General features: G+C 57.7%; 13 protein-coding genes. 8 read left to right on the top strand and 5 right to left on the bottom strand.

The window, feature by feature from the left end:
- Nucleotides 1-177 precede the first annotated feature (177 nt).
- The gene (locus JT31_RS17725) at nt 178-1377 is read left to right on the top strand and encodes an enolase C-terminal domain-like protein (protein WP_038480155.1); all 1200 of its coding nucleotides are present in this window, start codon (nt 178-180) and stop codon (nt 1375-1377) included.
- Here the strand turns inward: JT31_RS17725 and JT31_RS17720 are convergent.
- Nucleotides 1374-2087, bottom strand: coding sequence for a GntR family transcriptional regulator (locus tag JT31_RS17720; protein WP_038480152.1), 714 nt, complete (start codon nt 2085-2087; stop codon nt 1374-1376). The two genes, JT31_RS17725 and JT31_RS17720, sit on opposite strands and share 4 nt — an antisense overlap.
- 107 nt (nt 2088-2194) lie before the next feature.
- On the opposite strand from JT31_RS17720, the gene JT31_RS17715 reads away from it, so the two are divergent.
- Nucleotides 2195-3754, top strand: a complete 1560-nt coding sequence (locus tag JT31_RS17715) for an EAL domain-containing protein (RefSeq protein WP_038480149.1) — start codon at nt 2195-2197, stop codon at nt 3752-3754.
- On the opposite strand, the gene JT31_RS17710 is transcribed toward JT31_RS17715, so the two are convergent.
- Together JT31_RS17710 and norR are read right to left on the bottom strand one after the other, a co-directional pair.
- Nucleotides 3755-4225, bottom strand: a complete 471-nt coding sequence (locus JT31_RS17710) for a 2TM domain-containing protein (RefSeq protein WP_038480146.1) — start codon at nt 4223-4225, stop codon at nt 3755-3757. It abuts the gene before it with no gap.
- A gap of 124 nt (nt 4226-4349) precedes the next feature.
- Nucleotides 4350-5870, bottom strand: a complete 1521-nt coding sequence (norR, locus tag JT31_RS17705) for a nitric oxide reductase transcriptional regulator NorR (RefSeq protein ID WP_038480143.1) — start codon at nt 5868-5870, stop codon at nt 4350-4352.
- Nucleotides 5871-6092: 222 nt separating this feature from the next.
- Here norR and norV point away from each other — a divergent pair, with 222 nt between their 5' ends.
- Entirely contained in the window at nt 6093-7544 is a 1452-nt protein-coding gene (norV, locus tag JT31_RS17700; RefSeq protein WP_038480140.1) for an anaerobic nitric oxide reductase flavorubredoxin, read from the top strand.
- Nucleotides 7541-8677, top strand: a complete 1137-nt coding sequence (norW, locus tag JT31_RS17695; RefSeq protein ID WP_038480138.1) for an NADH:flavorubredoxin reductase NorW — start codon at nt 7541-7543, stop codon at nt 8675-8677. Before norV ends, norW begins: the two co-directional genes overlap by 4 nt.
- Nucleotides 8678-9091: 414 nt before the next feature.
- Here the strand turns inward: norW and JT31_RS17690 are convergent, their stop codons facing one another.
- Entirely contained in the window at nt 9092-10171 is a 1080-nt protein-coding gene (locus tag JT31_RS17690) for an oxidoreductase (RefSeq protein ID WP_038480135.1), read from the bottom strand.
- Between the two features lie 176 nt (nt 10172-10347).
- Here JT31_RS17690 and JT31_RS17680 point away from each other — a divergent pair, with 176 nt between their 5' ends.
- The 4 genes from JT31_RS17680 to JT31_RS17665 are packed head-to-tail and all read left to right on the top strand — an operon-like array spanning nt 10348 to nt 15187.
- Nucleotides 10348-11853 (top strand): sugar ABC transporter ATP-binding protein, encoded by a 1506-nt coding sequence (locus tag JT31_RS17680; RefSeq protein ID WP_038480128.1) that lies wholly within the window; start codon nt 10348-10350, stop codon nt 11851-11853.
- Entirely contained in the window at nt 11850-12845 is a 996-nt protein-coding gene (locus JT31_RS17675) for an ABC transporter permease (protein WP_038480125.1), read from the top strand. Before JT31_RS17680 ends, JT31_RS17675 begins: the two co-directional genes overlap by 4 nt.
- A gap of 27 nt (nt 12846-12872) precedes the next feature.
- Nucleotides 12873-13937, top strand: a complete 1065-nt coding sequence (locus JT31_RS17670) for a sugar ABC transporter substrate-binding protein (RefSeq protein WP_038480122.1) — start codon at nt 12873-12875, stop codon at nt 13935-13937.
- An 11-nt stretch (nt 13938-13948) separates the two neighbouring features.
- On the top strand, nt 13949-15187 hold the full coding sequence (locus JT31_RS17665; protein ID WP_038480119.1) for an LVIVD repeat-containing protein: 1239 nt from the start codon (nt 13949-13951) through the stop codon (nt 15185-15187).
- 116 nt (nt 15188-15303) lie between these two features.
- On the opposite strand, the gene mtnK is transcribed toward JT31_RS17665, so the two are convergent.
- Nucleotides 15304-16503: an S-methyl-5-thioribose kinase gene (gene mtnK / locus JT31_RS17660; protein WP_038480116.1), complete on the bottom strand. Its 1200-nt coding sequence runs from the start codon at nt 16501-16503 to the stop codon at nt 15304-15306.
- Between the last annotated feature and the right edge of the window lie 51 nt (nt 16504-16554).

Genomic DNA, 16554 nt, shown 5'->3' with positions numbered 1-16554 from the left:
AAGCAAACAAAACGAGAAAGACAAACATTTGGTACGGTTTTATTGCATTTATAGGTGAAATAGCTGACCAATAAAAAAGAGTCAAAAAAAGCGTTTACCGGCGGGGAAAAATAGGGTGATAGTAATAGCAGAACTTAATTTACCGCGTTTACATCAGCCTGATGGTGGAGCTATCTCGTGCTACCCACAATTATCGAAAATATTGAATGCTTTATTACTAAGCCGGACCGACACAACCTGGTGACGGTGCGGGTCACAACCGACAAAGGCGTTACCGGCCTCGGCTGCGCGACATTCCAGCAGCGGCCGCTGGCGGTAAAAACCCTGGTCGATGAATACCTCAAGCCGCTGCTGATTGGCCGCGATGCTAACCACATCGAAGACCTGTGGCAGATGATGACGGTCAACGCCTACTGGCGAAACGGCCCGATCATGAACAACGCCATCGCCGGCGTGGATATGGCACTTTGGGACATCAAAGGTCAATTGGCCCATATGCCGCTTTACCAGCTTTTAGGCGGCAAATCGAAGGACGCCATTGCGGTTTACAGCCACGCCGCCAGCGAAACGCTCGAAGGGCTCTATCAGGAAGTGGAAAAGCTTCTGGCGCAAGGGTACAGGTACATTCGCTGCCAGCTGGGGTTCTACGGCGGCACGCCGCAGGGCATGCACCAGACTAAAACCCCCACGCCTGGCGCGTACTATGACCAGGATGAATATATGGCCAACACGGTGGAAATGTTCCGCGCGCTGCGTGAGAAATACGGCCATCGGTTCCATATCCTGCACGACGTTCACGAACGGCTATTCCCGCAGCAGGCCATTCAGTTGGCTAAGGCGCTGGAACCGTATCAGCCGTGGTTTATCGAGGACATTCTGCCGCCGCAGCAAAGCGCGTGGCTGGAACAGGTGCGTAACCACTCTTCCGTGCCGCTGGCGATGGGCGAGCTGTTCAATAACCCGGCGGAATGGCACGATCTTATTGTGAATCGACGCATCGATTTTATCCGCTGTCACGTCTCGCAAATCGGCGGGATTACTCCGGCGCTCAAACTGGCGGTACTCTGCCAGGCCTTTGGGGTACGCCTGGCCTGGCACGGGCCGCCGGACATGACGCCCATCGCCGTAGCGGTGAATACTCACCTGAATATTCATCTGCATAACGCGGCGATTCAGGAATTTATTCCCGTCAAAGAGAATACCGCCGCCGTGTTCCCTGGCGCACCGATCGCGGAACAAGGCTACATGTACCCTCTGGAAAAACCGGGTATTGGCGTGGGGTTTGACAGGGAACAGGCGGAACGTTTCCCGGTAGAATATCGCCCGCATGAATGGACACAAAGCCGTCTGCCCAACGGCGCAATACATACGCCCTAAGAGGATTTACGGCGAACCAGATTATCGTGGTTAAAGGGGATGACGTAGGTGCAGGAATAATCGATATCGACAATATCGCTGATTTCAAACACCCGTCCCCCTTCAAGGATCCCACGGTTGCTTATCTGCATTGCGGGCAGCCCCTTCTTGCACTCCAGCAGCTGCGCCTGCTCTTTATTAACCGCTATGGCCTGGTAGCGGGTCAACAAATGCGAAATCCGGTATCCCTTGCTTAAAACATATTGCTGCAGGGAGCTTTCAATCGCCTTCTGGTTAAGGTCGGGGAAATCTTTGGCCGGCATGCGCGACGTTTCAATCTGTACTTTCTGATTATCCACCAGCCGCAGCCGGCAAAACTGCCAGATAAACTCCTCGGGCCCGAGGCCAAAGATCTGCTGATCGTCGCGATCGGGAAGCTTTTTATGCAGGCTGACCAGGCGAAAGGTAATGCGATCGAAGGGCTTTTCGGTGATAGAGTTATAAACCAGCGGGCTATTGCGGGCCTGTTCGTTAATCCAGATCCCGGAACCCTGGACGATGGACACCACGCCGATACTGACCAGTTTTTCCAGCGCCTGGCGAATCGTGAAGCGCGAAACCCCGTACTCTTCTGCAAGCTGGCGCTCAGGCGGCAGTTTGCGCGGCCCAGGCGTGCTGTGCTGATAAATTTTGCTCAGTAAGTCCTGGGTCACAAAGTCTTTCTTTTTCATCGCGCGCTCCTAAGCTTTGCGCTGAAACATAACATTACTGCGCCGGCTGAACTATGCTGGCAGGTAAATTACCTCTAACGTTTACCTCCTTACGCCGGAACCCACCTATGACAAGCAAAAAAATGGTCAGTCTCGTCAATGGCGTACTGATCGTGGCGGTGCTGCTGCCGGTCTTGCTTAGCATCTATCTGGCGCACAACAAGGCCGAGAAAACCTTCCATAGCGAGCTGGAAAACTACGCCGACCGGGCGCTGTTACGCAGCGAAAGAGTCATCAACCAGGCCACCGCCGCGCTCACGCAGATCAACAGCTTCAGCGGCCAGTACTGCTCCCGCGCCCACCTGGATGCGATGCGTCGGGTCGCTTTCAACTATCGCTACATCCAGGAAGTGGTCTATCTCGCCAATAACCGCACCGTTTGCTCTTCGCTTGAAGCCACGCACGACGGCGCGAAGCTTGGCCCTCCCGATACCAAAGGCACCAAAGGCTTCTTCGCCTGGTACACCGACGTGACCGACCTCGGCTTCGAACGCCCGATGATGTATATCGGCAAATTACAGCACGTGGTGGTTATAGACCCGATAGCCTTTATCGACGTGATCCCCTTCGGCCACAACCCGGTTGACGTCGCGATGGTTGGCATGGAGCACAACCGGCTTATCGCCAGTAACGCAAAGCTGCCTGATGACAGCTGGGAAAGCCAGATTGGAAAAGGCGTGGAGGAGTTTTCTGACGGGCAAAATGACTATGTCATTCGCCGCTCATCGGCGTTAGGGCTGGCAATGATAGCCTGGGCACCCAGCGCCCCGCTGCAGGCGGCCTGGTACAAACAAATGATCATCTGGCTGCCGATTGGCATTCTGTTTAGCCTGAGCGCGGGCTGGTTCATCACTCGCCTGCTGCGGCGCCTTGAGTCCCCCCAGGCACGCATTCAGGATGCCATTCGCGACCGGGAGTTCACCCTTGAATATCAGCCTATTGTTGATTTAAACACCGGAGAAGGCGTGGGGGCGGAAGCGTTAATCCGTTGGCGTCTGCCGGACGGCAGCTTTATCAGCCCGGACGTCTTTATCCCCATTGCCGAGCAGGCCGGGCTTATCTCGCAGATAACCGAACTGGTGATTAAAAAGACCTTCGCCGATCTCGGTGACTGGCTGCACGCTCACCCTCACCACCATGTCTCCATCAACCTCTCACCGAGCGACGTGCTTAACGACAAGGTGTTGCAGGTCATCAAACCTCTGCTGCTGAAGTATCAAATCAAAGCGGAGCAAATCGCGCTGGAGATTACCGAGCGCGGCTTTGCCAACCCGAAAGTTAGCGCCCCTATCGTGGCGGAATACCGCCAGGCGGGTCACCCTATCTACCTGGATGATTTCGGCACCGGCTACTCGAGCCTGAGCTACCTGCAGGATCTGGACGTCGATATTATCAAAATCGACAAATCGTTCGTCGACGCGCTGGAGTACAAAAACGTCACGCCTTACATCATTGAAATGGCGAAGACCCTGAATCTGGCGACCCTCGCCGAAGGGATTGAAACCGCTTCACAGGCCGCGTGGCTGCGCGAGCACGGCGTGGCCTGGGGGCAGGGCTGGCTTTACAGCAAAGCCCTGCCTAAACAGGCCTTTATCGACTGGATTGCACGCAATCGCGCTATTGGCTAACTACTTGCGCAATATCTGCTGCAGGCGCTGCTGCTGGCGTTTTTCCAGCCAGCCCTTCAGCAGGAACAGGCGCAGGCCGCCCATCACCAGCAGCGCGCCCCAAATCAGCGTCGGCCACAGGAACCAGTATTGGCCCGGCGAAGTCAGCAAATTAATCACCGCCAGACCGGCACACACAATCGCCCACACCAGCAGCGAACGGTAATAGCGATACTCACGGGCAACACGCTTTTTGGCCTCAATAATCCGCGTATTGAGCGCATCTTCCGGCTCGCCGTCCGGCTCATTATCGTCGTACAAATCCGTCACGTTGAGATCGAACGCGGCGGCAATCGCGCTCATGGTTTCCAGGCTTGCCTGCCCCCCGTTCTCAATACGCTGAATCGTTCTGACGCTCAGGGAAGAGAGTTCGGCCAGCTGCTCCTGGGACCAGGCGCGGGATAAACGCAACGCTTTAATGTTGTTACTCATGGCTGAGATCCTCGAATGATTTAACCCGCCCTGACTATGGCCTGGCCCGCACCACTTCAACACGACAGCAACACGACATCAAGCCGACAGCAACCTGACACCCTGCCGTAAAGGCTTACAGGGGTTACTTCACCCCCAGCCGCTTCGCCAGCCGATGCAGGTTGGCAACGTCTACACCCAGCTGCCGGGCGCTAGCCGCCCAGTTATTACCGTTGCCCGCAAGCGCTGCAATAATTCTGACGCGCTGAAACGCATCGGTAGCTTCGCGCAGGCTGGCCGAAGGAGGCGTTTGAGTTAAGGTTTCCGGCTCGGGGAATGCACCATCCGCCTGGCCGGAAAGCTGGAAGTGCTGGGGCAGCAGGACAAGCTCTCCCTGCGGATGACCGGCACGAGCCAGCACAATAGCGCGGTAAATGGCATGCTCCAGCTCGCGGATGTTCCCCGGCCAGCCGTACTGTGCAAGCTGCACGCGCGCAGCTTCGCTCAGCACCACCTGCTTAAGCCCCATTTTCACGCGACTTTGCTCGCAGAAAAAACCGGCCAGCAGCGCAATATCGCCCCCTCGCTCACGCAGCGGTGGAACGTGCAGAGGAAAGACGCTCAGGCGGTGGAACAAGTCTGCGCGAAACGCCCCGGCAACCACCTGCTGGCGCAGATCGCGGTTAGTGGCGGCCAGCACCCGGACATCCACCCGCTGGCTGCGATCATCGCCCACGCGCTGGATATCGCCGTACTGCAGCACGCGCAGCAGCTTGGCCTGCAATGCCAGCGGCAGCTCACCTATCTCGTCCAGGAACAGCGTGCCGTTATCCGCCATTTCAAACTTACCGGTACGGTGGTGAATTGCGCCGGTGAAAGCACCTTTCACATGGCCGAACAGCTCGCTCTCCGCCACGCTTTCCGGCAGTGCGGCGCAGTTAAGGTAAACCAGCGGGTTCGCCGCCCTTGCAGAACCGGCATGAATCGCCCGCGCCACCAGCTCTTTGCCGACGCCCGTTTCGCCGGTGATCAGCACGTTGAGATCCGAGGCGGCAACAATCCCGATCTCTTTTTTCAACTGGATGATGCCCGGCGAGCGGCCAATCATCTCCCCCACCACGCCGCGCGCAATGGCGGGCTGCACCGTGCCTTCCGGCGTTTGCTTCTCAAGCTGTTCGAGCAGCAGGGCGTTATTCAGCGCCCCGGAAGCCAGCACGCCAATCAGCCTGAGTTCCTCATCGCTGAAGCCGTCGAACTGGTGAGGATCCATGCCGTCCACGGTCAGCGCCCCGATAAGATTCTGGTCGGCAAACAGCGGCAGCCCCAGGCAGGCATGAACCTTGAGGTCTTCGTGTTCGGGAATAAGGCCGTCGTACGGGTCGGGCAGCTCGCTGTCGGCCGGAAAACGCACCACGTCACCTGCGCGGGCGATAGCCTCCAGGCGTGGGTGAGCGTCAACGGCAAAGCGCCGCCCCAGCACGTCGACAGCCAGGCCGTCTATCGCCAGCGGGTAAAAATGGCGCGACTCGTAGCGCAGCAGCGCCGTGGCATCGCCGCCGAGCAGCTTTCGCAGCGTGCGGATAACGCGAGAAAAGCGATCAGAATGGCTGATGCCGCTTTGCAGTTCGATTGCAATGGCGGCGAGAGAAGACATCGACAGGCTCATGATGAGGCTCCGGGGAAAACGGGGAGTTCAGCTTACGCCTGAGTAGTCAAAATGACAAACAACAGAGTCATAATGACCAAAATCAACAATGTCATTATGACAATGAAAAACGGCAAGAGAAATAATAAAACAACTAAAATCAACAAGTTAAAAAGTTGGCACGATACTCGCTATAGAACAGTCATTGAAGCACTTAACGCTATGACATCAATGAGGTTCTCAATGGCTATTCAGGTTAAAAACAACATTCAGTGGGTTGGGCAACGTGACTGGGAAGTGCGTGATTTTCACGGTACCGAATACAAAACGCTGCGCGGCAGCAGCTATAACAGCTATCTCATCCGTGAAGAAAAAACCGTCCTGATCGACACCGTCGACCATAAGTTCAGCCGTGAGTTTGTGCAGAACCTTGAGCGTGAGATCGACCTTAATACGCTCGATTACATCATTATCAACCATGCGGAAGAAGACCACGCCGGGGCGCTGACCGAGCTGATGTCACGCATCCCGAACACGCCCATCTACTGTACGGCAAACGGCATCGATTCTATTAACGGCCACCACCATCACCCGGAGTGGAACTTTAACGTGGTGAAAACCGGCGACAGCCTGGAGATAGGCAATGGCAAACAGCTTATCTTTGTCGAAACGCCAATGCTGCACTGGCCGGACAGCATGATGACCTACATGACCGGCGACGCAGTGCTGTTCAGCAACGACGCCTTCGGCCAGCACTACTGCGACGAGCACCTGTTTAACGACGAAGTGGACCAGACCGAGCTGTTCGAGCAGTGCCAGCGCTACTACGCCAACATCCTGACGCCGTTCAGCCGCCTGGTGACGCCGAAAATTACCGAAATCCTCGGCTTCAACCTGCCGGTGGATATGATTGCGACCTCCCACGGCGTGGTGTGGCGCGAGAATCCAACCCAAATCGTTGAGCTGTACCTGAAATGGGCTGCGGATTACCAGGAAGATCGCATCACGCTGTTCTACGACACCATGTCGAACAACACCCGTATGATGGCCGACGCTATCGCCCAGGGGATCCACGAAGTTGACCCACGCGTGGCGGTGAAAATCTTCAACGTGGCCCGCAGCGATAAAAACGAAATCCTGACCAACGTGTTCCGCTCCAAAGGCGTGCTGGTCGGCACCTCCACCATGAACAACGTGATGATGCCGAAGATCGCCGGGCTGGTGGAAGAGATAACCGGGCTGCGCTTTCGCAACAAACGCGCCAGCGCCTTCGGCTCCCACGGCTGGAGCGGCGGCGCGGTAGACCGCCTTTCTACCCGCCTGCAGGACGCAGGCTTTGAAATGTCCCTCAGCCTGAAGGCGAAATGGCGCCCGGACGGCAATGCGCTGGCGCTGTGCCGCGAGCATGGCCGCGAAATAGCCCGCCAGTGGGCGCTCTCCCCGCTGCCAGTGACCCACAGCGCTATGACCGCCGCACCAGTAGTTTCAGAAGCTGCGCCAGTATCCGACAGCGTCGACCTCGGTCCCTGCATGCAGTGCAGCGTTTGCCAGTGGATTTACGACCCGGCCCTGGGCGAACCGATGCAGGCCGTTGAACCTGGCACCCCGTGGAGCGAAGTGCCGGACAGCTTCCTGTGCCCTGAATGCTCGTTGGGCAAAGATGTCTTCGACGAACTGGCAACGGAGGCCAAATGAACAACGGCATCGCGATCATCGGCTCGGGCTTTGCCGCCCGCCAGCTGGTGAAAAATATCCGTAAACACAGCGCAGAGGTGCCTATCCGGCTGATTGCCGCCGACAGCGCCGACGAGTACAACAAGCCGGATCTGAGCCACGTGATGAGCTTAAATCAGCGTGCCGAAGCGATGACCCGCCAGCAGGCCGGAGCGTTTGCGGAGCAGTTCAACCTGACGCTGCACGCCAACAGCTGGGTCAGCAGCATCGACCCGAAAAACAAGCGGGTGAAATGCGGCGAGCAGCAATGGCACTACGACAAACTGGTGCTGGCGACCGGCTCCGCCGCCCTTTTGCCACCAATAGCAGGCAAAGAGCTAATGCTGACGCTGAACAGCCAGCAGGAATACCTGGCCTGTGAAACGCGGCTGCGTGGCGCCCGGCGGGTGATGATCCTCGGCGGTGGGCTGATCGGCAGCGAGCTGGCGATGGACTTCTGCCGCGCAGGGAAAGAGGTCGTGCTGGTGGATAACGCCAGCCATCTGATGGCTTCCCTCCTCCCGCCGGAGGTCAGCGGCCGCCTGCAGTCTCGCCTGACGCAGATGGGCGTCGAGCTGCTGTTTAACCAGCGGCTCGAGGCGGTAAACCAGACGGAGCCGGGGCTATGTGCCACGCTCAATAACGGCCGTAAACTGTATGTTGATGCGGTGGTTTCCGCCATCGGCCTGCGTCCGAACGTTGGCCTGGCGCAGCACGCGGGGCTCGACGTTAACCGTGGCATCAAGGTGAACAGCCAGTTGCAAACTTCTGACACGGATATTTACTCCCTTGGAGACTGCGCGGAAATCGACGGTAAAGTGCTGGCATTCCTGCAGCCCATTCAGCTCTGCGCCATGACGTTGGCGAAAAACCTGCTCGGCGCGAAAGACGCACTTTCCCTTCCGGCGATGCTGGTCAAGGTGAAAACGCCGGAAATGCCGCTGCACCTGGCCGGCGAAACCCAGCGTCACGACCTGACCTGGCAGATTACCGCCAGCCAGCAAGGGCTGATAGCCAAAGGGACGGACGCCGCGCAGCAGCTGAGGGCGTTTATCGTCAGCGAGGAGCATATGAAGCAGGCGTTTAGTTTGGTGCGGGAGCTGCATTTAGGCTGAAGCCTCTCTCCCAGAGGACTACCGCTCAAAATATTGAGGGAGAACTCTTGGCTCTGTCGTTGTTACGTTCACCTGTAGATCAATTTCCCCTGACTTGGGTCATCACCGGGGGCGATGAGAGCCGGGGAGCAATTCCACCCTCACCCCGGCCCTCTCCCAGAGGGAGAGGGGGAAAACAGCCAACGTAGAACATTTTTTATTCCCTCTCCCTTCCAGGGAGAGGGTTAGGGTGAGGGTAAAAATAAGAAGCGAGGCACGGTTCCGGCTTAAATCGCCTCCGTTTTCTCTCCGACTGGCCAGGGTCCGGACGTCGGGAACGGCCGGAGGCTGAGAGCGTCGGGAACGCATCTCAGCCGACCCAGGACTGGGAGTGAACGGAATATTCACTACACCTGTATATTCGAAATTCCCCCCCTACAACCTCTCCACTTTCTCCAGCGCCGCCAGCAAAATCTCTGGCGACAGCGCCACCGGCAGGGCGTGAATAGATTCACCCGCCTGCAAAGTGCGGGCAATCACCTTATCCAGGTCGGCACGATTTTGAATATCGACATCCAGCTGCGCCAGTTTTGTGGGCAAATTGAAACGCTTATACGCCTGCGTGAGCTGTGCCAGAACGTCGTCCTGCCCCAGCAATGCGCTCTGCACCAGGATTCCGTAGGCCACCTTTGTACCGTGCAGGAAACGATCGGTTTGCGGCAGCGTCGTCAGGCCGTTATGTACGGCATGTGCGGCGGCAACGCGGGTATAGCGCTCGCCCAGGCCCCCCACCATACCGCCTCCGGCAATAATCGCCTCGACCACATCCAGAAACGCCTGGCTTAGCTCACCGCGGTTTTGATCTTCCAGCGCCTGCCCGCTGCTCTGGAGCAGAACGTCGCGGATAGCCAGCGCGGCCCCAATGCCGAGGCGCACCGTGAGCGCCAATTTTTCCGGCTGCGGGCTAAGCACCACCGCTTCATACCATTTCGCCAGCGTGTCGCCGATCCCCGCCAACAGGTACTCCTGCGGCGCACGCAGGATAATTTCAGGCTCCACCAGCACCAGATGGTTTGCATCGTTGAAAATCTCGAAGCGCAGCGCCTGCCCGGCGTCGTTGTACCACACGGACAGCGGCGTCCAGGCCGCGCAGGTTGCCGCGATGGTCGGAATAGCCACCACCGGCGCATTCAAACGGCGAGCCACCACTTTCACCGTATCCAGCAGCGCGCCGCCGCCGATACCAATCACCACCTGTCGCTCACCGGACTCGGCTACCAGCTTCTGCACATCGCTTTCGCTGCAGTGCCCACCAAACTGAATATGCTTTGCACCCGGCAGCGAAAAGGCTTCCGGCAGGAAGGGACGAGCCGCCTCAAAGGCACGCTGGCCATAAATCCATACCGCGTTGTTCAGCTGCTCTTCGCTGTAAAACTCGGTCAGGCGGGCCAGGCTGCCGGGATGTGAATAGTAGTTAGCGGGGCCGGTAACCACGCGGATAGCGGTGCTGGTCATGATGCATTTCCTTTTCTTCGCTGGCGGGATATATTCTATGCCGATGATATGTCCAGACATCTGGACGGCTAATATCATTTTGCTTTATCTTATGTCTTTTCGTTCATTGCCCGCAACCCAGAAGGCCGCTAAAAATTCGACAGATCAATTCATTAAACCCGGAAGCCGCCGACGCTATGACTACGCCTGACCGCCTTGAGATGCGAGAAATCTCTATCGCCTTCGCGGGCTTTAACGCGTTGAGTCGGGTGAACTTCCGGCTGGATGGCGGCTCGGTACATGCTTTGACCGGCGCAAACGGTGCGGGGAAATCCACGCTGATGGCGGTGCTTTCCGGTGCCCACGACCATTATCAGGGCGAGATCCTGATCGACGGTGAAGCGGTAACAATCCGCAGCCCGCGTGACGCCAAACTTCTGGGGATCCATCTGGTTCAGCAGGAGGTGGATGTTGCGCTGGTACCCGGCCTCAGCGTGGCGGAAAACATCATGCTCGATAAGCTGGCGGAGGCGGGGCATGTCTATCGCTGGTCGAAAATTTATCAACAGGCTCGCGCCGCACTGGCACAGCTCGACGTGGCGATAGACGTCAAAAAACGCATTGAGCAATGCACCCTGGCGGAAAAACAGCAAATCCTGCTGGCGCGGGCGCTCTCTCATCACTGCCGTTTTCTGATCCTCGATGAGCCCACTGCCCCATTAGACAGCCAGGAAAGCGAACATCTTTTCCGCGTCGTGCAGAGGCTGCAGCAAGGCGGCATCGGCGTGGTGTTTATCTCCCACCGCATCCACGAGCTGAAAGCGATTTGTGACCAGATGACGGTTCTGCGCGACGGCAAACTGGTGGACAGCGGCCCGATGGGGCACCTCAGCGGCGAAGAGATTGTCGAGAAAATGCTGGGCCACCAGCTCGAAGATATTTATCCCCCTCACCGCCCGCCGTTTGAGGGCGACACGCTGCTGGCGGTGGAAGGTCTGCATGACGATTCGCTGCTGCGCGACATCTCGCTGCGGCTGCGCAAAGGCGAAATTCTGGGCATTGCTGGCCTGGCAGGCGCCGGGAAAACGGAGCTTTGCAAAGCGCTGTTTGGCGCCACCCGTAGCACGCTTGAGCGCGGTGAATTAAAAGGCAAGAACTGGCGCCCGACTGACCCGGCAGACTCGGTTACTCGCGGCATCGTGCTGGTGCCGGAAGAGCGCCGCAAAGAAGGCATTTTTATCGACGAGTCGGTCACCATGAACCTTGCCGTCAGCTCAGATAGCCAGTTTACCCGCTGGGGGCTGTTCAACCACCGTAAAGCAAAACGCTGGGCAGAAGAGACGATTAAGCAGTTGGGCGTTCGCACCAGCGGCCCGACGCAAACGCTGCGTCGCCTTTCCGGCGGCAATCAGCAAAAAGTGGCCATCGGCAAATGGCTGCGCAACGAAGCCGACGTGCTGATTTTTGACGAGCCGACCAAAGGCGTGGACATCAAAGCCAAAACCGATCTCTTCGTGCTGATTGACCAGCTGGCTCGCCGTGGAAAAGGCGTGATTTACGCCTCTGGCGAATTTGCAGAGCTGGTCGGGCTGTGCGACCGCATCTGCGTCCTGTGGGACGGGCGTATCGTCGCCGAGCTGGACGGCCATCAGGCCAGCGAAGAAACCTTATTACTCTACTCCACCGGAGGAACCCCCGCGTGAGCAAAGCATTATCCCTTAAGGCCAGCGCTTCAGGCCGCCAGCAGCTTTTTGACTTTCTCTACAAATGGGGGATGTTGCTCACCGTGGTCGCCCTGGTGGCGCTGTTCGGCATCGCGTCCGACAGCTTCCTCGAACCGAACAACATCATCAATATTCTGCGCTCCATCGCCATTGTCACGGTGATTGCCATCGGCGTGTCTATCTCGCTCACCGTGGGCGGGTTTGACCTGTCCGTGGGCTCGACCGCCTCGCTGGCCAACGCGCTGGTGATTTCGCTGTTCGTCTGGCACGGCTTCGGCACAACCGAGGCCATTCTTATCACCCTGGTCCTGTGCACGCTGGTCGGGCTGTTTAACGCCTTCCTGATCGTGGTGCTGAAAATTCCCGACATGCTCGCCACGCTGGCCAGCCTGTTTGTGATTCAGGGCGTGGCGATGACCTACAGCTACGGCGGCTCGATTACCGAAAATATGGTGCTGCCGAGCGGTGACATGGCCGAAGGGACTATTCCCGCCGCCTTTGGCCTGCTCGGGCAGGTGCCGACCATCGTTATCATCATGCTGGTGGTCACTCTGGTTGCCCAGCTTGCGCTGTCTCTGACCAAACATGGCCGCCGGATGTACGCCATCGGCGGTAACCCGGAGGCGGCTCGTCTGTCCGGCATACGTACCACTCGCTATCGCGTGGCGGCCTACGTGCTGGCCTCGCTGCTGGCGGGCTTAGGCGGCATTCTGCTGGCCTCGCGTATTGGCTCCTCACAGGTCAACGCCGGTGGCGGCTACCTGATGGATGCCGTAGCCGCGGCCTGGATTGGTTTCTCTCTGGCAGGCTCTGGCAAACCTAACGCGCTCGGCACGCTGGTCGGCGCGGTGATTCTGGGCGTGCTGCAAAACGGGCTGGTGATGCTCTCCGTGCCCTACTACGCCATGGATATTATTAAAGGCCTGGTGCTGGCTGCAGCGCTGGCGATTACTTACATACAACGACGCTAAAACAACACTTCACACAGGGTAACGACCATGAAAAAACTGACAACTTCACTGCTGGCGCTTAGCCTGCTCGCCGCGCTGCCTGGCCACGCCGCAACGCCAACGCCGGTTCCGGAAAAAATCGCCGCGCACGACGGTCCTGTCCGCATCGCCGTGATTCGTAACCTCGGTTCCGACGATAACACCACGCAGTTTGTCGCCGGGGCGGTTCAGCAGGCCAAAAAGCTGGGCTTTAAGGTCAGCACCTTCCTGAGCAACGGCGACGACGCCCGCTTCCAGGACTTTGTAAACCAGGCCATCAGCCAGAAGTATGACGGGATTATTCTTTCTCAGGGCCGTGACCCTTACTCTACCGAACTGGTGAAAAAAGCCGTGGCTGCAGGCATTGCGGTATCGGTGTTTGATACCGCGGTGAACGGCACTATTCCTGGCGTGACCGTGACCCAGCAGGACGATGCTTCGCTGACCGGCCTCTCCTTCGGCCAGTTGGTTAAAGACTTCAACGGCAAAGCCAACATCATCAAGCTATGGGTCGCCGGTTTCCCACCGATGGAACGCCGCCAGGCCGCCTATCAGGAGCTGCTGAAAGCCAACCCGGGCATTAAAGAACTGGAGTCCATCGGCGCGGTTTCCTCCGACGTACAGGGCGATACCGCCAACAAAGTGGGCGCGATACTGGCGAAATACCCAAAAGGTAAAATCGACGCCATCTGGGGCACCTGGGACGCCTTCAGCCAGGGCGCCTATAAAGCGCTGCAGGAGAACGGCCGCACCGAAATTAAACTCTACAGCATCGACGTTTCTAACCAGGATATTCAGCTGATGCGTGAAGCCAACAGCCCGTGGAAAGTCAGCGTGGCGGTGGATCCGAAGCTGATTGGCGCCACCAACGTGCGCCTCGTCGCGTACAAGATTGCCGGGGAGCAAACGCCTGCAACCTACGACTTTAAAGCGGCCGCTATTCCTCAGGCGCTGCTGGCGAGCCAGCCTGGCCCGGTCAACGTCGCCTCGCTGAGCAAAATTATTCCGGGCTGGGGCCAGACCGACGACTTTATCGCCCCGTGGTTTGCCACACTCGAAGCGAAAAATAAATAAGGAGTCGCGCAATGGCACTGCCACAACCCGAATACAGCCGCAATATGCGGCTTATCGGCCATAGCGATCAGGGTGGAAAACCCGACGGCGTGCAGCTGATGGTGCATCGGGGCTATGCGTACATCGGCCATATGGTGTCTCAGGGTTTTTCGATTGTTGACGTCCGCGACCCCAAAAATCCGAAAGCGGCGGGCTTCGTGCCCGCGCCGCCGGGCACCTGGAATATTCACCTGCAGGCACACGACGACCTGCTGCTGGTGATTAACGCCCGCGACCTGTTCGCCGACGTGCGCTTCGCCGATGAAAAGGTTTACTACACCAAATCGGTTGGCGAAACGGTTCGCGACGTGCAGGACAAAGGCTGGAGCGCCGGGTTGCGCATTTTTGATATCTCCACGCCTGACAAGCCTAAAGAAATTAGCTTCCTGTCGCTGAGCGGCATCGGCATTCACCGCTGCTGGTACGTGGGCGGCCGCTGGGCCTATGTTTCCGCACTGGTCGACGGTTTTAGCGATTACATTTTCCTGACTATCGACCTCGCCGACCCACTCAATCCGCAGGTGGCGGGCAACTGGTGGCTGCCGGGGATGAACACCGCCGCAGGTGAACAACCGACCTGGCCGGAAGGGAAACGCTATGCGTTACACCACGCGATTATCAGCGGCGACACGGCGTATGCCAGCTGGCGCGACGGTGGCCTGACGCTGCTGGACGTGTCTGACCGCTCGCAGCCGCAGCTCATCAGCCACCGCAACTGGAGCCCGCCGTTTGGCGGCGGTACTCACACGGCGCTGCCGCTGCCGAACCGGGATCTGCTGGTGGTGCTCGACGAAGCGGTGCTGGACAACCAGGAGGACGGCGAGAAGCTGATTTGGCTGTTTGATATTCGTGACCCTGCAAACCCGGTCAGCATCTCCACGTTCCCGCAGCCGGATGAAATTGATTATGTGGCGAAAGGCGCGCACTTCGGCCCGCATAACCTGCACGAAAACCGCCCCGGCAGTTTTATCAGCGATACGTTGATTTTCGCGACTTATCAGAACGCGGGCGTGCGTGCCTACGATATTTCGAACCCATACCGCCCGGTAGAAACCGGTGCGCTAGTGCCAGCCGCCCCGGAAAGAATGATGGATACCCGCCCTGGCCGCCCGCAGGTAATCCAGTCATGTGATGTATTTGTGGATGCGCAAGGGATTGTGTACAGCACGGATTATAACGGTGGGTTGTCGATTATCGAGTATTTGGGGTAGCCCTACGATTTAGAGGCAATTTCTTTGTGAGCGCTGATTTTCATGTGGATATGGATGAAATTCCGTTCACCAGACCCGCATAGTCCTTGATTAAAGCGAACATGACAGAAGAAAACTCACCCCTTCTGCCGAACTCTCGCAATAAACTCATCCACTGAATTCACCTGGTCGGCAATCAGAATCAGGAATTTGCCCAGCTCAATCGCGTGGCTGACACAGGCCAGGCGAGTCGCCTCATCTTCAATACTTTCCAGATCGGCGACATGGGACAAACCCACGCAGCGGCGAATCAGCTCGGCGCCACAGAAGCCTACCGCATCTACCCAAACTTTTTGCAGATAGTGTTCGGCATATCCTTCCGTCGCCAGCGCTGCGTCGCGCGTTTTGGCGCGAGCAAGCGTCGTAAAGTGCCCGGAGAAGCTCAGCCAAATCTCCTGAATATCTTTCAGCCGTTGCTCGCGCTGGCTGGCCGCATCACGTGGGCCAAAATGCCCCGGCAGCGCGCAGTAGTTCAGCAGCAGGTTGCCGATGGCGGTGCCAATATCAAACCCAATAGGGCCAACGTAGCCAAACTCGGCGTCGATGGCTTTCAGGCTGCCTTCCGCCACGAAAATTGAGCCGCTGTGGATATCACCGTGCAGCAACGCTTCGGCGCTGGAGAAGAATTTATGTTTTAGCTGAGCCACGGCCAGCTTTAGAGCGTTATCGCTACGCAGCGCGGCGATCTGCTGCTCCAGCGCGGCCGGGTAGTTATTACGCTCATGGATCTGATACGGGTCGTTAAAGAACAGATCCTCGGTGATTTCACACATTTCAGCATTGATAAAACGGGAAACCAGCGCCTTCTTATCATGCGGATGCAGGTAGAAATCCGAGGTGTGGAACAACGTCTTTGCCAGATATTCCCCAAGCTGGCTTGCCGCCTGAGGATAATAAACGCCCTTCACCAGCTCGCCGCGCCAGATGCGATGGCTGGAGAGATCTTCCATCACCATCACCGCCAGCGCCGGGTCGTAATGCACCACGTTTACCGTGTGCTCAGGGCTGTGCTGATAGTGCTCCACCAGGGTTTGCGCCTCAAGACGAGCACGATCCAGCGTCAGCGGCCAGGACTCGCCCACGCAGCGCACATACGGCAGCGCCTGCTTCACGATCGTCCGGCTAACGCCCTGGGTATCAAAGATTTTAAACACCAGATTAAGGTTGCCGTCGCCCACTTCCTGCGCCTCCACCAGCTCAGACGGCGTCTGCAGCCCGCCAAACTGTTGAGCATAAGCCACTGCGTCAGCGGCGGTAAAAGTGCGGTATTGCGACATGGCGATCCTCTCAGAAAATAAAGTAAATTAAGACGTTTGGACGTCTATACA

The organism is Cedecea neteri, from assembly GCF_000757825.1.
Taxonomy (GTDB): Bacteria; Pseudomonadota; Gammaproteobacteria; order Enterobacterales; family Enterobacteriaceae; genus Cedecea; species Cedecea selenatireducens.
The sequence above is the reverse complement of the archived record's forward strand: the minus strand, read 5'-3'. Positions and strand labels throughout refer to the sequence as shown.

Coding starts and splice junctions, on each gene's coding strand:
- JT31_RS17720 (WP_038480152.1), bottom strand. CDS start 2,087: ATGAAAAAGAAAGACTTTGTGACCCAGGACTTACTGAGCAAAATTTAT.
- JT31_RS17715 (WP_038480149.1), top strand. CDS start 2,195: ATGACAAGCAAAAAAATGGTCAGTCTCGTCAATGGCGTACTGATCGTG.
- JT31_RS17710 (WP_038480146.1), bottom strand. CDS start 4,225: ATGAGTAACAACATTAAAGCGTTGCGTTTATCCCGCGCCTGGTCCCAG.
- norR (WP_038480143.1), bottom strand. CDS start 5,870: ATGAGCCTGTCGATGTCTTCTCTCGCCGCCATTGCAATCGAACTGCAA.
- norV (WP_038480140.1), top strand. CDS start 6,093: ATGGCTATTCAGGTTAAAAACAACATTCAGTGGGTTGGGCAACGTGAC.
- norW (WP_038480138.1), top strand. CDS start 7,541: ATGAACAACGGCATCGCGATCATCGGCTCGGGCTTTGCCGCCCGCCAG.
- JT31_RS17690 (WP_038480135.1), bottom strand. CDS start 10,171: ATGACCAGCACCGCTATCCGCGTGGTTACCGGCCCCGCTAACTACTAT.
- JT31_RS17680 (WP_038480128.1), top strand. CDS start 10,348: ATGACTACGCCTGACCGCCTTGAGATGCGAGAAATCTCTATCGCCTTC.
- JT31_RS17670 (WP_038480122.1), top strand. CDS start 12,873: ATGAAAAAACTGACAACTTCACTGCTGGCGCTTAGCCTGCTCGCCGCG.
- JT31_RS17665 (WP_038480119.1), top strand. CDS start 13,949: ATGGCACTGCCACAACCCGAATACAGCCGCAATATGCGGCTTATCGGC.
- mtnK (WP_038480116.1), bottom strand. CDS start 16,503: ATGTCGCAATACCGCACTTTTACCGCCGCTGACGCAGTGGCTTATGCT.